We start from the raw sequence: 16,818 nt of genomic DNA, 5'->3' as shown, positions 1-16,818 counted from the left end.
CGAGACGCTCGCGCCGCCGTATTTCTGAACTACAAGACTCAAAGTGTGTGTTTCCTGCCGTTTGATTAAGGGGTCTATTATAACAGCGACCGCTATAGAAAGCGGGCGGGCTACTCGCCCCCTGTTTCAGCCACCGGATTCCGGTTTTTGGAATAAGTCAGGTGGAACACCGTGTTAATCATCCAGCGCTTGAAGTCTTGATTGTCGGAGAACTGTTTGAAGAGGACGGAGTCATCGTTTATCAATTCAGTCATAACACGGTTCAATGCTTTGACGAGTTCTATGTGCGCGTTCTGTTTGTCGGAGTTCTGTTGCGCATTTCGGTAGGCGGTATCCTCAACCACTCGCTCGGGGATGGTTTCGGTTATAAGTTGGCGCACACGGTCGGCGTTTTTCCATTCTATGTTGCCGAAGAGATTATTGAATTCCTCAAGGATTCCGGAAAGTGTGTCCAATTCAGGTTCCGGTTTTCCGCCGCCACCGGAAACCGGCACCGGGTCTATTTCGGCATCCTTGTCATCCGGGGTGATCTCCTGCATTGCCTTTTTCTCAACGCGGTAGCTGTCCATGTCTATCGCGCCAAGGATTCCCTTGGACAGATCATCTTCTACGGGTGAGGGGAGTTTGAGAATGAGAAAATTGAGAAAAATGGAGCGCTTTTCCCATGCCGCATTCGTGTAGGGAAGGATGGAAGAGAGGAACCCGTAAGTGCGAACAAACGCCTTGGCTTTGCTCTTGAAATCTACCTGCCCGTCCTCACCCAATGTGCTTATGTAAGCCTCCACGCAACTGTCAAGCACGGGGTCCAGAGTGTCGCGGTCATTGCCGACAAGATAGCGTTTGACAAAATCATCTATTTGGCTCTCCGAGTAAATATGCGCGTTGTCCAGATCCGCCTGCAAGTCGTGCAACTTGTTGGGGTCGGTTTCATCCGCAAGCACTGTCGTGCGATAGAAGTCCCCGAACGCCTCGCGGATGGTGTCTGTGTCGTTGTGAAAGTCCAGCACGAAGACATCATGCTTGTTTGGATGCGCCCGGTTGAGACGCGAGAGCGTCTGCACCGCCTTAATATCTGACAGGGGCTTGTCCACATACATGGTATGCAACAATGGCTCATCGTAACCCGTCTGAAATTTGTCGGCGCAAATGAGGAATCTGTAGGGCTCTTCCTGAATCTTTACGGCAATCTTGTTGGACGGAAACCCATTGAGCGACACTTCGCTTACCCGTTGGTTCCCGTAGTCATGTTCGCCGGAGAAGGCAATGATGGCTTGATAACGGCTGTTGCGGTCATTCAAGCACTCGCGGATGGCGTGAAAATACTGGATGGCGCGCTCAACCCCGCCGGTTACCACCATTGCCCGCGCCTGTCCGCCAATTTTTGCCTGAGCAATAATCTGGTCGTGGAAATGGTCAACCATAATTTCGGCTTTGAGCCGTATGGCATGCTCATGCCCCTCAACATATCGGCGGAGTTTCTTTTGGGCCTTCTTCGCATCATACACCGGGTCGTTTATGACCGTCTTGCGGAGGTGGTAGTAACTTCTCACGGGTGTGTAATGACTGAGCACATCAAGGATGAAATTCTCCTCAATGGCCTGTTTCATCGTGTAGGTGTGGAAGGGGCGATGTTTGATTTTCCCGTCCGCCGACGGAGGGTCGGGCGCGCCGAACATTTCAAGCGTCTTATTTTTCGGCGTTGCCGTAAACGCGAAGTAACTCGCGTTTGAAAGAAACTTGCGCGATTCCATCAGGCGGTTGATCTGATCCTCGTAAGTTTCCTCTTCTTCTGTTTCCCCCGCCTCGGACAAAGCCCGGGATATGGCGGCACTGGTGCGCCCGCCCTGACTGGAGTGAGCCTCATCTATGATGATGGCAAAACGGCGGTCCCTATGCTCATTGCCTATCTCGTCCAGAATGAACGGGAACTTCTGGACGGTTGAGATAATGATATTCTTGCCGTCTTCAATGAACTTGCGCAAGTCGCCCGAGTTTTTGGCGTGTCCCACAGTGCTTCTAATCTGTGCGTACTGCCGGATAGTGCTTTGAATCTGTTGATCAAGGATGCGCCGGTCTGTAACAACGATGATGGAGTCAAAGATGTTTTTATTGTCTTTCCGGGCATCTATCAACTGATGGGCAAGCCAGGCTATTGAGTTGCTCTTGCCGCTACCCGCCGAATGCTGTATGAGGTATCTCCGTCCCGCCCCGTGCGCGATGGTGTCAGTCAGCAGGCGGCGCACCACATCAAGCTGATGGTAGCGGGGCCATATCTGGGTTCGCTTTTTCTTTCCCGTTTTCTCGTCCTTGCTCTCAAGTATCTGGGCATAGTTCTCAAGTATGCCAGTCAGGCTCTCGCGGGTTAGAACTTCGCGCCAAAGGTAATCCGTCTTTATTCCTTCCGTATTGGGCGGGTTGCCCGCACCGTCATTCCAGCCGCGATTGAAGGGCAGAAATCTTGACGCTTTGCCCTCAAGTTTTGTGCAAAAACGCACTTCGTTCTCGTCTAATGCGAAGTGCGCCGCGCAACGGCCGGGTTTGAAGAGATTCTCACGCGGGTTGCGGTCTTTTTTGTATTGCCATACCGCGTCATCCACCGTCTGTTTTGTGAGGTTGTTCTTGAGTTCAAAGGTGAACACCGGCAGGCCGTTGATGAATAGACCCAAGTCCAGCGCATGCCGGGTTTCATCTCGGCTGTATTTCAGTTGACGGGTGACGGTAAAGCGGTTTCGTTTGAAAAGTGTCTTGGCTTTCTCATTATCCGCCGAAGGTGTGCCGTAGAAGATGTCTATGTCATGCGCGCCGTGCTTCACTCCGTGGCGCAACACATCAATGGTTCCGCGTTTGTCTGTTTCGCGTTGCAGCCGCGCCAGAAAATTGCGCCGTGTCGGGCCGTCTTCGTTGAGCGCCAGAGAGTCTGCAATTTCAGGCTGGGTGGCGCGCAGAAAGGCGGAGAGTTGAACAAGATCAACACAATACTCGCGGTCATAGTCGTGTGGATTGCCGCAACTCCAGCCCGCGCCGCCGCAGTTTTCGGGGGGCTCGCCTACGGTGGCTTCTTTGGGCGGGTCGCAGGGGGCGCCGGTGAGCGCTGTGCAGATGAGGCGTTCCAGTCCGAGTTCGGAAGTGTCGGTTTTTGCCATGGCCGTGCCTCTAGCCCTGATGGTTGACCTGCCAGATGCCACACGCCTGCCTTGCCATCCATCGCTGTCGCGCGTTGACTTTGTCTCTGTTCCATTCGCTGTAATTTTCAGCCGTTTGAATAGTCAACCTGAACTGGCTACTTTCATACGCTACACGCTTGGCGGCATACTCTTTGTTGCCTATGTCTTTGTTCTTGGCGGTTTCCAGCAAAGTCATATTACCGAGCCGATACAGATACTGCTCGCCGTCAACACTGTCCATGTGTTCCCAGCCATCTTCGGGGTTCTCAGGGAAAATATGCTCCACGCTAATTTTATCGCTCTCAAATTCCGGGTCTGAATTTCCCATTTGCCGCTCCAGTTCAAACAGAATGTAGCGCACCACTCGTTTGTTGCGGTGGCTTGTTGTGTCAAGCGTTTTCTGCGCAAATATCTCCTTAAACTCGTCATCTTCCGGATACAAGGGCTTCAACGAGTTAGCAATGTCGTTGTAGGTGGTCAGTTTTTCTTCGGATATCTTTACCGCCACATTGTTATAAAGTCGCTCCTGTTCATTGGGCGGTCTGTTGCAGATCACATTGTAGCGAAACGAAAGAATGCTGATGTGGCGCAGTATGCGGCTGAAAGTGTCTCTGTCGCTCTCGCCAAAACGGTTGTATGCCGCCAGCAGCAATGGCAACGGCTGACGAACATTGAACATTTGAAGATTTTTAATGTGCCGGAAGTCCTGAGGCTGCCATGATCCGGCATCCGCGTCTCGCAAGTCGCGGTATATCCTGACATTTGTATCCAGATCTCTCAGTAGTGAAAACACTTCTCCATGGTTGCCAATGTTACTGCGAACCGTTTTGAACAGTTGCGATTGGCGGACAAGCGGGTTTTTGCTGTTCCAATAGGTGCGCATAAACTCAGGAAACTTGCCGCCGCCCAACTGTTCAACAATTCCTTCCCATTGCCTTGCCAATGCGTCCAGTTCTTTTTCATCCGTTTTCTCGCTGTTGACTACTGAAAACAGATAGTTTTTGAGCAAGTCTGTGGATGACAACTGGACGCCGCGGGCATTGAGTGTCTCAAAAACTTTGAATGCGTTGAGTTCATCCGTCACGGTTATCACCGTAAAGAAAAGTTTATCAACCACATCCTCAATAAATTGGGCGACCTGCTCCCCGCTGTCTGCGGTTTGCCTTTTGATTTGTTCCTTGAACCAGTCAAACGCCTTGCGCAAGAGATGGTTGGAGGCGTTCAGTCCGCGTTTTGGTATGTTGCCCAGAGGAACCAGATACGATTGGTAAAAGTTATCATTATGGCGATTGAGGTGAAGTTTGGATTTCGGCAACAGTGTTACAGGGTCAAGGTAGCCTATGTAACTGTTGCGCAACTGCGCGGCGCGTTGCTCATTTTTTCCGTCCGCATCCTCAAGGTCGTTCAGGTGCGAGATCGCCGCCAGCACCAGTATGCTCAATGTGGTGATGCGTTGTTGCCCGTCAATGATTTGAAATTGCTTGTCATCGGCGGACTGTAGAACCAGATATCCCATATAGTGAGACTCGCCGCTCCCCATGCGAGACTCCAATATGTCCTGCCAGAGTTCGTTCCACTCATCATGACTCCAAGAGTAGTCTCTTTGAAAAGGCGGCACGGTGTAAGTCTGGCCGTTAGCCATGAATGCCCGAAACTTCTGATTTGTGGTATTGAAACTTGCCATCTGCCATCAAGTCGCGCATCGGCGCGTCAGGAAGTTATTGTATCACAAGCCCTTGACTGATTTAACAATTTTGGAGTCGGTTACTATTCGCCGTTATCCGCCGCATCCGTATAAAAGGTGTCTTCCGGTTCCGGCGTATTGACCGCATTCTCAAGCGGGTCAATCTCAGGCAACGCTTCCGCCGCTTTGCGGACATCAAGTTTGCCTGTTGCCACATCGGTGGTGAGGCGGGTCTGGTATTCGTTTAAGAGTTCAATTTCGCGCTTGGCGCGGGTGATGGCGGCATCTGTGGCGGCGGTGGCTTTTTCAATATGCTCAACAATGGCGGTTTGTTCGTGGAGGGGAGGGAGGGCAACAGAGATATTCCGCATACGAGCCTGTGACAAATCCCACTGCCCAATTCGGACACCATCGGAGGCCTGCGTGAAGAACGCCACATAGGCTTTCGACCGGATTGCAATATTGAAGAAATCATCAAATACGCCATCAAGGTCAAAAACAAAGTATGCAGGGCTAACAATTCCATCATGGTAAGACACACCGTAAGAACCTTGCCATGCTTTCATCTTGTTCATCACGAACTGACCTGTTTTAACAACCTTGTAGTTTGTAAGGTCGTCAGGAATGAAGTTGTGGTTCTCATCTTGGTTGGAGATGTCGCGGACAATCACTCCCTTTTCGCGGACAACCGAGAGAAGTTGCAAGTCGGGTCGGTTCCGTTTTGTATGGTCTCGTAGAACAGTCCGGAGTTTTTGCACCTCCCAATGCTCTGGCACTTCCCCCAGCCACTCAATGCCGGAATCTTTCAACGAAACATAGGGGTTTAAGCCGCGAGTGACAGCGCGGCTAATGATGACCTGTTTCTGTTCGGTCAAGAGCGCAATCATTTTTTGCTTCATACTCACTAACCGTTGCACCCGCCGGTTCACATAATCCAAATAGCGCACAATGGAGGTTTGTTCGGAGAGGGGAGGGAGGGCAACAGAGATATCCCGCATACGAGCCTGTGACAAATCCCACTGCCCAGTTCGGACGCCATCTGAGGCCTGCGTGAAGAATGCCACATAGGTTTTCGACCGGATCGCAATATTGAAAAAATCATCAAATACGCCATCAAGGTCAAAGACAAAGTATGCAGGGCTAACAATTCCATCATGGTAAGACACACCGTAAGAACCTTGCCATGCTTTCATCTTGTTCATCACGAACTGACCTGTTTTAACAACCTTGTAGTTTGTAAGGTCGTCAGGAATGAAGTTGTGGTTCTCATCTTGGTTGGAGATGTCGCGGACAATCACTCCCTTTTCGCGGACAACCGAGAGAAGTTGCAAGTCGGGTCGGTTCCGTTTTGTATGGTCTCGTAGAACAGTCCGGAGTTTTTGCACCTCCCAATGCTCTGGCACTTTCCCCAACCACTCAACGCCGGAGTCCTTATAGGCCGGGTAGGGCTTGAGTGTGCTCTCCGAGCGACGCTCGCGTTTACGCATTGACTTCATGAAGAATTTCCTACGGTCTATTCTGTTGTTTCTGGCTCAATTTTCACCCGCAACGCATTGATCTGTTCCATCAGACTATGCAACATGCCACGCGTAATCCTCAATTCACCGGATGTAATTTTCCAAATCTGCGATAACAGGTTTAATTTGTCTGCAAAGCCATCGGAGACAATGCCATTATCGTGCAAGATGCAGTTGCGAACATGTCTAATATCATTCATTAACGCGCAACTTACTTGATTTTTGCGCACTGACATTGCCTCCGCGATGCTATGGCGATAGTTCTCTTCCCAAAGGCTGAATATCATAACAATAAGGGCCTTTGCATGTTCGGACTCAAATTCGCCGCCGGACACCAATCTATCAAGTAATTCGCTAATCTTGAGTTGGGCAATACACGAATGACCGGGTTGCTGTTCAGCGTTCGGAAACTGTGTGCCGACAAATAATCTATTGTCTCTGGATTTCGCCAATTCCTTAAATTTCTCATGGGCCAGATTCCTGCCGGTGACGGCGCAATAAAAGGCGATGTATTGCTTGTGGCAAGCGGTGCGAAATTCCTCAATGGTAGCAATTGCGGCGCTTACACTATCCGGCGCGGACTCGTTCGGGTGTTCCAAACCAAACCTAAACTGCCCGCCGGTCCAATACAACTCTTGACGATTTGCATTATTCGCCATTATCTCGTCTTAATGGTCGTGGAATTGCCGAGTATCTCCGCGAGGTGACCGTCCGTTTCCTGTTCCAGCGCCATAATATCGGACTTGATTTCTTCAAGCGTCCTCATCGGTTGCGGCTTGTAAAAATGGCGCGTGAAACTTATCTCGTAACCGACTTTAATGTTGCTTGCTTTATACCAAGCGTCCGGTGTATGCGGCAACACCTCGCGCCGCAAGAACGCCTCAATGCCGCCCGGCTCTTGCAAAGGAATTTGCTCGGTGTCCCGCAAGTTGGTGTCCGGTTCGTATTCAACCACTGACGGCTTGCCGTCTACTGTTGTCTCAAACAGCCCGCACAAGGGGTTGGCTTTGCCCTTCTTGTGAACCTTTTTTATAACGGGCGGAGCGTCTTCACTCCGCACACCGTCTTCCTTCAACTTTTTTATCCCCGTGGTGTTGTAGGCGCGGTCGGTGTAAATACCCTCAACGCGCAGGGGCCGCTCCACAATTACCTTCCAGTAACCAAAATCAGAGTTGTTGAATATCTTGCTGTGTTCGGTCTCTTTGAAGTCAAGGAAAGTGTCGCAGATACGCTGAATGTCGGTTTCATCCAACTCGCAATTCTTCTTGCCGAGATTTTTGCGCAACGGTTTATACCACTCAGTTGCGTCAATGAGTTGCACTTTGCCCTTGCGATGTTCGGGCTTGCGGTTGGTCAGCACCCACACATAAGTGGCGATTCCGGTGTTGTAAAACATGTTGAGCGGCAGGGCGACAATGGCCTCCAGCCAGTCGTTTTCAATGATCCATCGGCGGATGTTGCTTTCGCCTTGGTCCGCATCGCCGGTGAAGAGCGAACTGCCGTTGTGAACCTCCGCAATCCTGCTGCCCAGTTTGGTCTTCTTCTTCATTTTGCCGAGCATGTTTGCCAGAAACATCATCTGGCCATCGCTGGAACGGGTGACCAATGAATATGAGGGGTCGCCATTGTGCTCTATTACAAAGCGCGGGTCGGACATGCTTTCCTTGCCGCCCATGCGCTCCATATCAATCTTCCAACTCTTGCCGTAAGGCGGATTGGAAAGCATAAAGTCAAATTCATGGCCGGGGAAAGCATCGTTGGAGAGGGTTGAGTGCTCCGGGCCGCCGATGATATTATCCGCCGCTTCGCCGTCTCCCTTGATCAGCATGTCCGCCTTGCAAATGGCGTAAGTCTCGGCGTTGATTTCCTGACCGTAGAGATGGGTGGCTACCTCTTTGCCGTGCTCGGCGGCGATTTGCTTGAGAGTGTCTTCCGCTACCGTGAGCATGCCGCCTGTTCCGCAGGCGCCGTCATAAAGCAGGTAGGTTCCCGACCGTATTTTGTCGGCAACAGGCAGAAACATCAGTTTGGTCATCATCCTTACCGCATCGCGCGGCGTCCAGTGCTCGCCCGCCTCCTCATTGTTTTCTTCATTGAACTTGCGCACCAACTCTTCAAAGATGGATCCCATACCGTGGTTGTCCAATCCCGACGGGCTGAGGTCAATGTCAGGCGAGGTAATTTTCTCTATAAGCGCGCCGAGAATGTCGGCGCTTGACAGTTTCGGGATTTGTTTGCGGAATTCAAAGTTTCCCAGAATGTCCTGCACATTGGGAGAAAAACCTTCAAGATAGGCTTCAAAATCCGCCTTGAGTTGCTGGCGGTTCGCGCGCGCCTTAAGGTCGCGCATGGTGAATTTGGATGTGTTGTAGAAGGCTTGCTTTGCGGTCTTACGCAATGCCGCATCCTGCTCTATGACACCCGCCTTATCAAGCGACTCCTTCATTTTGAGGACATTCTGCTTGGTTGCCTCCAATACGGAGTCCAGACGGCGCAATACTGTAATGGGCAGTATTACATCCCGATACTTGCCGCGAACATAAATGTCGCGCAACACATCATCGGCGATGCCCCAGATGTAGTTGGTAATCCAGTTGATGTTGTTACGATCCATGCTTTCCAATTCGGCGGGCGGTAAGCGACCGCCGTTCGGTATTGTGTCTGAATTATAACAGCGACCGCCGCCCGTAGGGCTGAAAAACATTCTTGACATTATAGGTCAACAATGTCATTATCTCCGCCGTCTCTTTTTTAAGAGGGTTTCAAATGAAACTTCATTCACTTGGCAAAAATTGGATTTGCGCGCTGGTTTTCTTTTTCTGCGTGTCCGGCGGGGGTCCGGTCGCGGCTCTGGAAGAGGGGGCTTCTCCCTCCCTGTTTGCCGCCGCCGGTCTGACGGGTATTGAGTTTGAATCTTATGCGGGCTGGGAGTCAAGATACGCCGCCGAGGGGCGGGACGACCTTCCCGAAAGCGGTGTCTATGTGTCCGGGGTGTCGGTGGGCTACAGGGGCTTTTCCGCCGCCTTTGATTTTATCGGCGGAGACAGAACCGGCTACGGCGAGATGAACTACGGAATCGGATACGGGGGCGAGTATCAGGGCGTTGAGTTTGGAGTCGGCTACACGCGGCTTGAGTTTCATGACGTTTCCGGCGAAAGCGTCCCCGGCGACAACGAATGGAGCGCGGAGGCCTCTTACGGCGGGTTCGGCTTTGTTTCCCCGTCTTTCGGGTTTGTCTATGCGGACAACAGGGAAAGGTCGGGGTCTTTTGCGGAACTCAAACTTGCGGCGGCTCTTCCCGTGAGAGGGGATGCGGTGAGTGTGTCGCCTTATCTCTCGCAGTCGTTTGATTTCGGCTACAGGACAAAGGAAAATGACGGGCTCAACAACTTTCAGATTGGTGTTGAGGTCGGGCTTGAGGTCAAAGAAGGGGTTTCCCTTTCCGGACACCTGAGCCACAGTTTCAAGCAAAAGGATGTCAAAGAGGAATTAAAGGCGGACGGGGAAGTAAAAGCCGCCGGCACATGGGGAGGGGTTTCCCTCTCTTTCTCATTCTAAACAAAAGGAGGAAAAACAGATGAGATTTGCGATTTTATTTTTTGCGGGCGTCGTTGCCGTGTCCGCTCCCGCCTCGGCGGACAAGGGGCAGGAGAACTATGAACTTGTCTCCGCAATGGGAAGCCTTCAATACTTTCTGCACAAAACCGGCCTCGCTTTGAGGAGCGCCAACTACCGGCTTGCCTCGTTTTATCTGCACGAGATAGAGGAGGTTCTGGAAGAGATAGGGAAGGTTGAGTCCTATGACGGCCACCCTGTCGGTAAAATGTCCGGAGAGGCGACGGCGGAAGTCCTTGAAGCTTTGGAGAGGGCGGTCAAAGATGAGAAACGGGGCGCGTCCCGCCGCGCATATTCAGACATGATCAAGGCGTGCAACACTTGCCACACGGCGACCGACCACGGCTTTATTAAAGTGCGGGACAGGAGCGGGCGCAACCCCTTTATGCAGTCATTCGGTAAGTAGCGCGCCGCTTATCTCAAGCGTCCGCCCGCTGTCGCCGGACGCCCTGAGGCGGACTGTTACCGGGTTTTCAACCAGCCCCGGCGGCAGGTTTTCCGCCCACTCAATCACGGCTATTCCCTCTCCCGACAGTATCTCCTCAAAGCCGAGGCCGCCGAACTCTCCGGCGGACGGGTTTCTGTAAAGGTCAAAGTGAAAGAGCGGCGTTCCTTCGGTTGTTTCATAGCGGTTCATTATCACAAACGTGGGGCTGGAAACGACTTCATCAACACCGAGTCCCCGCGCTATTCCCCTTGCCAGAACGGTTTTGCCCGCGCCGAGGCCGCCGTAAAGCAGAACCGTGCTTCCGGATTTCAGTTGCGTGGCAAGCCTCCGCCCGACCTGTTCGGTTTCCCGCTCGCTTGATGTTGTGATTGTGGTTTGTCCGCTCAAATGACCGTGAAAAACCGCTTCTCCGGCGGGTTTTTGATTTGCATAAAAGCCGCGGGCAGGGCGGCGCAAACCTCTCCCGCCCGGACGGCCATTCCCCCGGTTTTCTCCGCGCACGTGTCCCCCGCGAGGCCGTGGGCAAACACTCCGAGAACACAGGCATCCTGCGGCGGGTAGCCCTGGGCGAGCAGCCCGCCGATGACTCCCGCAAGCACGTCTCCCATGCCGCCCGAAGCCATTGCGGGGTTGCCCGTGGGGTTGATAAACACCTTCCCCTCAGGCGTTGCCGTAACGGTTCTCGCCCCCTTGAGCACAACAAACGTTCCCGTTTCCCGCGCAAAATCACGCGCCGCACCGATTCTGTCCGCCTGAATCTGCGCGGTGGTTTTGCCGCAAAGCCGCGCCATTTCCGCAGGGTGGGGCGTGAGAACGACTCCCGCAGCCTGTTTTTTGATGTCGGGATTTTGCGCGATGATGTTAAGCCCGTCCGCATCTATGACGGCGGGCATTTTGCGCCCCGCAAGTATCCGCCTGAGGAATCCGGCGGTCTCCTCCGAGGCCGATATGCCCGGCCCCGTAACAAGCGCGTTTTTGCCGTCCATTATTTCAAGCGCCCTGTCGGCTGAGCATTCTCCGAAATGGCCGCCGGTGTCCGCCAGCGGCTCGGTCATTGCTTCGGCGGTTTTCTGCTCCGCAACGCCGTGTATGGACTGCGGAACTCCGAGGGTTACGAGGCCGGAGCCCGCGCGAACCGCCGCATCCGTTGCAAGAATTGCCGCGCCCGATTTTCCCACGCCGCCCGCAAGAATGAGGGTGTGGCCGTAAGTCCCTTTGTGCGAATCCGCCGGGCGCGAGCGCAGGAGTTCCGCGCAGGTTTCATAAGTGGCAATCTCGCAGTTGATCTTTTCTTCCAGATGCCGGGGGGTTGTAATTCCGGCGACAAAAATCTCTCCGGCATATTCCGCTCCCGGATAAATCGCCGTTCCGATCTTCGGCATAACAAAGGTTACGGTCGCGTCCGCCCGGACGGCGGCGCCGGGCACGGCTCCGGTGTTTGAGTGGACGCCCGAAGGAATGTCCACGGACAGGCATCCCGCGTCCGCATTGTTGATGAACTCAATCAGCCGCGCGTCCGCCTCTCTCACCTCTCCCTGCGCGCCCGTTCCGAGAAGGGCGTCAACAATCAGGTCGCACGGGGCGATTTTTGACGGGTCTCCCGCGAGTTCGGTTACGGTGATGCCGCTACCGGCGGCGGCGCGGAGGTTCTCAAGCGGCCTTCCCGTGTATGCGGATTTTTCCTTCGCCGTGTAAACGGTTACGTCTTTGCCCTTTGCCGCAAGGTGGCGCGCCGCCACAAAGCCGTCTCCGCCGTTGTTGCCCCCTCCGCACACCACGGCGATATGTTGCGCGCGGGGAAACTTCCTCATTGCGGCAACGCAGACCGCCCGTCCGGCGTTTTCCATCAGAACGCTTTCCGAGATTCCGTGCTCCTCAACCGAGGCGCGGTCTATCTCCCGTATTTCTTCCCTTGTGGCAACCTTCATACGCTTAATTTAACAGGCGCGTCCGCCGAACCGCAAACGGCGGCATCCGCCTTATAATGCTTGAAACGGCTTTCCCCGCGTGATATTTTAACCTAATGCTTTCACTCAAAGACGGCGCGGCGGGCATAGCCAAGTATGCCTCTTCCAGATTTTCCGGCTCTCCCGTATTGGCAAACCTTGAGGTTACCAAGCTTTGCAACGCCACTTGTGATTTTTGCGACTACTGGCAGACGCGCCATGAGGAGCGCCTCAGCGACTACCGCCCCGTCATCAAAAAGATCAACCCGCTTGTTACGGTTGTAACCGGCGGCGAGCCTATGCTCAGAAAAGACCTGCCGGACATCTTTTCCCAGATAAAGGAGTGTTCCGGTTACATATTTACCTCAATGGTTACCAAGGGCGACCTGCTTGACATCGGCAAGGCGCGGGAACTTTTTGACTCCGGCATGGACCAGTTGGCCGTCTCCCTTGATTTTCCGGGCGAGAGGCATGACGAATACAGGGGAATCAAGGGGCTTTGGAAGCACATCTCCGAGATAATGCCCGCGCTGGCGAAGGAGTTTCCGAAGAAAAGTGTCATCGTGAACACGGTCATAATGGACGACAACCTGGATGAAGTTCCGGTAATAGCGGACACGGCGAGGGAGTGGGGCATAGGCATATCTTTCAGTTCGTATTCCGTGATGAAGACCAATAATGAGTCTCATTTTGTTGACCCCGCCCACATGGGGCGAGTGAGCGGCCTCATTGACGATTTGATTGAGAAAAGGCGCAAGTGGAAGGGGACGATTCTTTCAAGCGAGTATTACCTGCGGGAGATTCCGCCGTATTTTGAGCGCGGTGGCGTGCCGCAGTGCACGGCGGGGATAGAGCATTTGCAGGTTACACCGAGCGGGCATATCAAGAGGTGCAGTGAGATGCCTGTTGTGGCGCATTGGTCGGAATTCAAACCGGGGATGTTTCAGCCCACAAAATGTGAGGCGTGCTGGTTCAGTTGCCGGGGCGAAACGCAGGCGCCACCCTCAATCAAGCGGGCGCTTGAGTATATGGGTGTGTGGGTTTGAGGGATTGGGCGGGTTTCGTTTCCGCTATATAGGTATGTCTATGTCAGTTGCGTTTGTCATGACAGCCACAGTATAAGTTGCTTTCTTATCCGGTGTCAAAGAACAGTCAGACAAATGGAAATCGTTCAATCACTTGTTGGCTTAATCACTCTCCCCGCGATTGCATGGCTGGTAAGTGAAAACCGCCGCGTTTTTCCGTGGCGGATAGCCGCCTTCGGGTTGCTTGCCCAGTTGGCGGTTGCCTTTGTCCTTCTCGGTTCCGATACTGCAAAAGGGCTGTTTTTCAGTTTGAATCATGTCGCCGGGGGGCTTCAAGAGGCGACCGCTGCCGGAGCCGGTTTTGTGTTCGGCTATTTGGGCGGGGGGCCGCTTCCGTTTGAGGAGACACGCGCCGGGGTTTCTTTCATTCTCGCCTTTCAATCCCTGCCGATTATTTTTGTCATCTCCGCCCTGTCCGCATTACTGTGGCACTGGCGGATTCTGCCCGCCGTTATAAGGCTTTTTTCCTCCGTGCTGAAACGCCTCTTTCACCTGAACGGGGCAACGGGGCTTGCGTCCGCCGCAAACATCTTTGTCGGGATGGTGGAGGCGCCGCTTTTGATAAGGCCCGTTTTTGCCTCGCTTTCCCGCGCCGACATTTTTCTGCTTATGACTTGCGGAATGGCAACCATAGCGGGAACGGTTCTGTTTCTTTACGCCTCTATTGTGTCTCCCGTTCTGCCAGACGCTCTCGGTCATCTGCTGATTGCTTCGGTGATTTCCGTTCCCGCCGCAGTTGCGATTTCCCGTATTATGATTCCCGCGCAAACGGGTGGCGGGGGTCCTGATGCGGCGGAGGCGGAGGCGCCCGGATATTCATCAGGCATGGAGGCAATCGCACGCGGCGCCCAGCAAGGGATTTCGTTGTATTTGACGGTTGTGGCGATTTTGATTGTGTTTGTGGCTCTTGTTCACATAGCCAACTCGCTTCTGGCTTTTCTTCCCGTTGAGGGAGGGGTTACATTGCAAGGGATTTTGGGTTTTGTGTTCCATCCTCTGGTTTGGCTGACAGGGATTCCGTGGAACGAGGCGCAAGCGGCGGGGTCGCTGATGGGTATAAAGACCGTGCTTAATGAGTTTGTCGCCTATCTTGAGTTTGCGGGGGAGGGTGGCGAGGCATTGAGCGGGCGCAGCAAACTGATAATGCTTTACGCGATGAGCGGGTTTGCCAATTTCGGCAGTGTCGGCATTATGGTGGGAGGTTTTTCCGTTCTCGCGCCCGAAAGGCGCGGGGAGATTGCCTCGCTGGGAATGCTGTCTCTGGTTTCAGGAACGCTGGCAACCTGTATGACGGGGGCTGTTGTGGGGCTTGTGGGGTGAGGGGGAAAACCGCAACTCCTTGACACGGAAAAGGGTAGAAGCCATAATGAGTGGTGTCTGATTTGAAAACAGACATGCTGAGGGAAATTGAAAGATGGCTAAAGCAATAGATGACCCGTTCTTTGACCCGTTTGCAGACTTTGCAGTTTCGGGCAGAGGTAGCATTGAAGGGTTGAAAGAATGGCTGAGAAAGCCGGAAACAAACGCGCATTACATAGGGATACGTCTGTGTCAGGCGGTAACGGTCGGCAATGCTGAAGCAATAAAAGTATTGTTGGAAGACGGGCGTTTTGATGTGAATGCGTCACAAGACAAAGACGGCAATACTTTCCTTATGTATGTGGTGGGGGTGGATGTAAATCCAAACGGTAACAATGACGGTGATTTTGACCGTCATGCTGAAGCGATAGGGGCATTGGTGGAAAATGGGGCGAGGGTGGAAGTAAAGAATAATCTTGGTCAGATGGCTCTTGAGATATGGCGGGAGAAACAGCGGGAAAACCACCCGCACTTTTCACAAATTTCATCCCTGCTTAACCCGAAGCGACTGGATTCCGTGTCAACCCCGCAATGACGGATTCTAACGGTTGACAAAAAAGGCGGTTCTTTCAGGAACCGCTTTTGTGTGTGCGATTGGAAAGATCCAAAGTTTCCGCAGGGCGGGAAGGTTCTTCCTGCCCTTGCTCCGGATGCAATGGCTCAAGGAAAGTTATCGCCTTGTAGTGATCATCCAGATTGATAAAAACGCCTTTGTCTTCCACCCACTTTCGCATTCTTTGGTTGCAGGAACTGCTCCAAGACATAATTTCTATCTGCCATCCGCGCTTGTGCAGGCGCTCCACTGTGGAGTGAAAACCAACGCCGTCATCAAATCCTTTTCCATCTCCGGTAAGCAACACTACTGTGCCGGGGTTCTCGTTATTATCAAAGCCGTCTTCAAGCATTTGTAACTGCAACACTCTATCCGGCACTTCCTGCTCACCCATGCCCGCCCCTCCGCGGTCAAACAGGCGGACTTCCACTCCCTGCATTTCTAATTTGTTCCAAAGTGTCTTTATTTCCGGTGGCACTGAACCGGCGGCCACTGCCTTTGCTACAGGGCGGTCTGCGTGTGCCAGCCGCAACATGTTTTTGATATAAACGCGCACACGAAAGCGTGCATACGGCCCTTCCTTCCGCTCCTCGGCGAGGTCTTGCGCTCCAATAAAGATATTGGAGGTGTCCCAGTAAATGAAAACCCTGTTTTTGTCGTTGCTCATGAGATTGTGCCTATATTAAGACCCGCCGAATAGTAAACCCCGCAAGGTGTGGTGTCAACTTGTCGGGGTGAGGAAGGAACGGCGACTTTCCCGCATGTTTGACACCTTTCAATAAGGGTGGGATTATAAAGACCGACTGCGCGAGGTTTTGCGCCATTATAGCAATTGGAAGAAGAAAGTCTGATGAGTGAACCGCACAAAAAAGAAGAAATCAATTGGACAAAAAATCGTGTTGGCCCGCCTTATACGGCCTTAACTTTGGATACGTGTATCTACCAGAAACACGGTTTTAGATTTGATAGTGGTTTGTTGGAGAAGTTGGGAGGCCAATCAATCCAAATAGTCACTCCAGAGATAGTATCTAATGAAGTTCAAAGGCATCTGAGTGAAATAGAAAACAAAGCATCTAGAGATCTTAAATCATCCATAGATAAATTTAAGGACACATATTTTCTTCAAGAAAGCCAGACTGCCCAACTTGATGGTGTCAAGGGGCTTGTGGAAAAAGTCATTCCTCATAGGAAATTTAAGATATTTGTTACCCTTCTTAGAAACCACTTGTTTCTGAATTCAAAGTTTTGCTCCGTGGAACGCCTTGTTGATGGGTATTTCAGAGAAATCCCTCCATTCATTGGCCCGAGGAAAAAGAATGAATTTCCTGATGCTGTAGCCTTGCTTTCTCTTGAGGGGTGGGCAAAACAAAACAATAAGAAAGTCCTTGCTGTTTCTAATGACAAAGGATGGTTATCTTTTTCAGAGCAGTCCGATCATATAGATGTC

Annotated in this window: 14 protein-coding genes; 6 read left to right on the top strand and 8 right to left on the bottom strand. The window is 52.5% G+C overall.

The window, feature by feature from the left end:
* Positions 1-110: 110 nt before the first annotated feature.
* The 5 genes from OXF42_06275 to OXF42_06255 all read right to left on the bottom strand — a co-directional run bounded on the left by OXF42_06275 (position 111) and on the right by OXF42_06255 (position 8,979).
* On the bottom strand, positions 111-3,143 hold the full coding sequence (locus tag OXF42_06275) for a type I restriction endonuclease subunit R (GenBank protein ID MCY4047689.1): 3,033 nt from the start codon (positions 3,141-3,143) through the stop codon (positions 111-113).
* A gap of 10 nt (positions 3,144-3,153) precedes the next feature.
* Positions 3,154-4,848, bottom strand: coding sequence for a DUF262 domain-containing HNH endonuclease family protein (locus tag OXF42_06270; GenBank protein MCY4047688.1), 1,695 nt, complete (start codon positions 4,846-4,848; stop codon positions 3,154-3,156).
* 83 nt (positions 4,849-4,931) lie between these two features.
* The gene (locus OXF42_06265) at positions 4,932-6,344 is read right to left on the bottom strand and encodes a restriction endonuclease subunit S (GenBank protein ID MCY4047687.1); all 1,413 of its coding nucleotides are present in this window, start codon (positions 6,342-6,344) and stop codon (positions 4,932-4,934) included.
* 17 nt (positions 6,345-6,361) lie between these two features.
* On the bottom strand, positions 6,362-7,024 hold the full coding sequence (locus OXF42_06260; GenBank protein ID MCY4047686.1) for a hypothetical protein: 663 nt from the start codon (positions 7,022-7,024) through the stop codon (positions 6,362-6,364).
* Positions 7,024-8,979 carry a class I SAM-dependent DNA methyltransferase gene (locus OXF42_06255; GenBank protein MCY4047685.1) on the bottom strand — a complete coding sequence of 652 codons (1,956 nt, stop codon included), beginning with the start codon at positions 8,977-8,979 and terminating at the stop codon, positions 7,024-7,026. The genes OXF42_06260 and OXF42_06255 overlap by 1 nt, the downstream gene beginning before the upstream one ends.
* Before the next feature lie 152 nt (positions 8,980-9,131).
* Between OXF42_06255 and OXF42_06250 the strand changes: the two genes are divergently transcribed.
* A complete protein-coding gene (locus OXF42_06250) occupies positions 9,132-9,923 on the top strand; it encodes a hypothetical protein (GenBank protein ID MCY4047684.1) in 792 nt (263 codons plus the stop codon).
* 19 nt (positions 9,924-9,942) lie between these two features.
* The gene (locus OXF42_06245; protein ID MCY4047683.1) at positions 9,943-10,386 is read left to right on the top strand and encodes a hypothetical protein; all 444 of its coding nucleotides are present in this window, start codon (positions 9,943-9,945) and stop codon (positions 10,384-10,386) included.
* Here the strand turns inward: OXF42_06245 and tsaE are convergent.
* Positions 10,372-10,815, bottom strand: a complete 444-nt coding sequence (gene tsaE / locus OXF42_06240; protein ID MCY4047682.1) for a tRNA (adenosine(37)-N6)-threonylcarbamoyltransferase complex ATPase subunit type 1 TsaE — start codon at positions 10,813-10,815, stop codon at positions 10,372-10,374. The genes OXF42_06245 and tsaE overlap by 15 nt on opposite strands.
* Positions 10,812-12,356 carry an NAD(P)H-hydrate dehydratase gene (locus OXF42_06235; GenBank protein MCY4047681.1) on the bottom strand — a complete coding sequence of 515 codons (1,545 nt, stop codon included), beginning with the start codon at positions 12,354-12,356 and terminating at the stop codon, positions 10,812-10,814. Before OXF42_06235 ends, tsaE begins: the two co-directional genes overlap by 4 nt.
* Before the next feature lie 95 nt (positions 12,357-12,451).
* Between OXF42_06235 and OXF42_06230 the strand changes: the two genes are divergently transcribed.
* From OXF42_06230 to OXF42_06220, 3 genes are all read left to right on the top strand, one after another.
* A complete protein-coding gene (locus OXF42_06230; GenBank protein ID MCY4047680.1) occupies positions 12,452-13,420 on the top strand; it encodes a radical SAM protein in 969 nt (322 codons plus the stop codon).
* 114 nt (positions 13,421-13,534) lie between these two features.
* Positions 13,535-14,779, top strand: a complete 1,245-nt coding sequence (locus tag OXF42_06225) for a nucleoside:proton symporter (GenBank protein ID MCY4047679.1) — start codon at positions 13,535-13,537, stop codon at positions 14,777-14,779.
* Between the two features lie 94 nt (positions 14,780-14,873).
* Positions 14,874-15,353, top strand: a complete 480-nt coding sequence (locus tag OXF42_06220; protein ID MCY4047678.1) for a hypothetical protein — start codon at positions 14,874-14,876, stop codon at positions 15,351-15,353.
* A gap of 34 nt (positions 15,354-15,387) precedes the next feature.
* On the opposite strand, the gene OXF42_06215 is transcribed toward OXF42_06220, so the two are convergent.
* Entirely contained in the window at positions 15,388-16,038 is a 651-nt protein-coding gene (locus OXF42_06215; GenBank protein ID MCY4047677.1) for an NYN domain-containing protein, read from the bottom strand.
* A 183-nt stretch (positions 16,039-16,221) separates the two neighbouring features.
* Here OXF42_06215 and OXF42_06210 point away from each other — a divergent pair.
* Positions 16,222-16,818: PIN domain-containing protein (locus OXF42_06210; protein MCY4047676.1), on the top strand; the 597-nt coding region annotated here is incomplete at its 3' end.

The organism is Candidatus Dadabacteria bacterium (genome assembly GCA_026708565.1).
Taxonomy (GTDB): domain Bacteria; phylum Desulfobacterota_D; class UBA1144; order Nemesobacterales; family Mycalebacteriaceae; genus Mycalebacterium.
The sequence above is the reverse complement of the archived record's forward strand: the minus strand, read 5'-3'. Positions and strand labels throughout refer to the sequence as shown.

Excerpts from the sequence above, each read along its gene's own strand:
- OXF42_06225 (MCY4047679.1), top strand. The coding sequence starts at position 13,535 with ATGGAAATCGTTCAATCACTTGTTGGCTTAATCACTCTCCCCGCGATT.
- OXF42_06270 (MCY4047688.1), bottom strand. The coding sequence starts at position 4,848 with ATGGCAAGTTTCAATACCACAAATCAGAAGTTTCGGGCATTCATGGCT.
- OXF42_06220 (MCY4047678.1), top strand. The coding sequence starts at position 14,874 with ATGGCTAAAGCAATAGATGACCCGTTCTTTGACCCGTTTGCAGACTTT.
- OXF42_06260 (MCY4047686.1), bottom strand. The coding sequence starts at position 7,024 with ATGGCGAATAATGCAAATCGTCAAGAGTTGTATTGGACCGGCGGGCAG.
- OXF42_06250 (MCY4047684.1), top strand. The coding sequence starts at position 9,132 with ATGAAACTTCATTCACTTGGCAAAAATTGGATTTGCGCGCTGGTTTTC.
- OXF42_06275 (MCY4047689.1), bottom strand. The coding sequence starts at position 3,143 with ATGGCAAAAACCGACACTTCCGAACTCGGACTGGAACGCCTCATCTGC.
- OXF42_06265 (MCY4047687.1), bottom strand. The coding sequence starts at position 6,344 with ATGAAGTCAATGCGTAAACGCGAGCGTCGCTCGGAGAGCACACTCAAG.
- OXF42_06255 (MCY4047685.1), bottom strand. The coding sequence starts at position 8,979 with ATGGATCGTAACAACATCAACTGGATTACCAACTACATCTGGGGCATC.
- OXF42_06230 (MCY4047680.1), top strand. The coding sequence starts at position 12,452 with ATGCTTTCACTCAAAGACGGCGCGGCGGGCATAGCCAAGTATGCCTCT.
- OXF42_06245 (MCY4047683.1), top strand. The coding sequence starts at position 9,943 with ATGAGATTTGCGATTTTATTTTTTGCGGGCGTCGTTGCCGTGTCCGCT.
- OXF42_06215 (MCY4047677.1), bottom strand. The coding sequence starts at position 16,038 with ATGAGCAACGACAAAAACAGGGTTTTCATTTACTGGGACACCTCCAAT.
- OXF42_06235 (MCY4047681.1), bottom strand. The coding sequence starts at position 12,356 with ATGAAGGTTGCCACAAGGGAAGAAATACGGGAGATAGACCGCGCCTCG.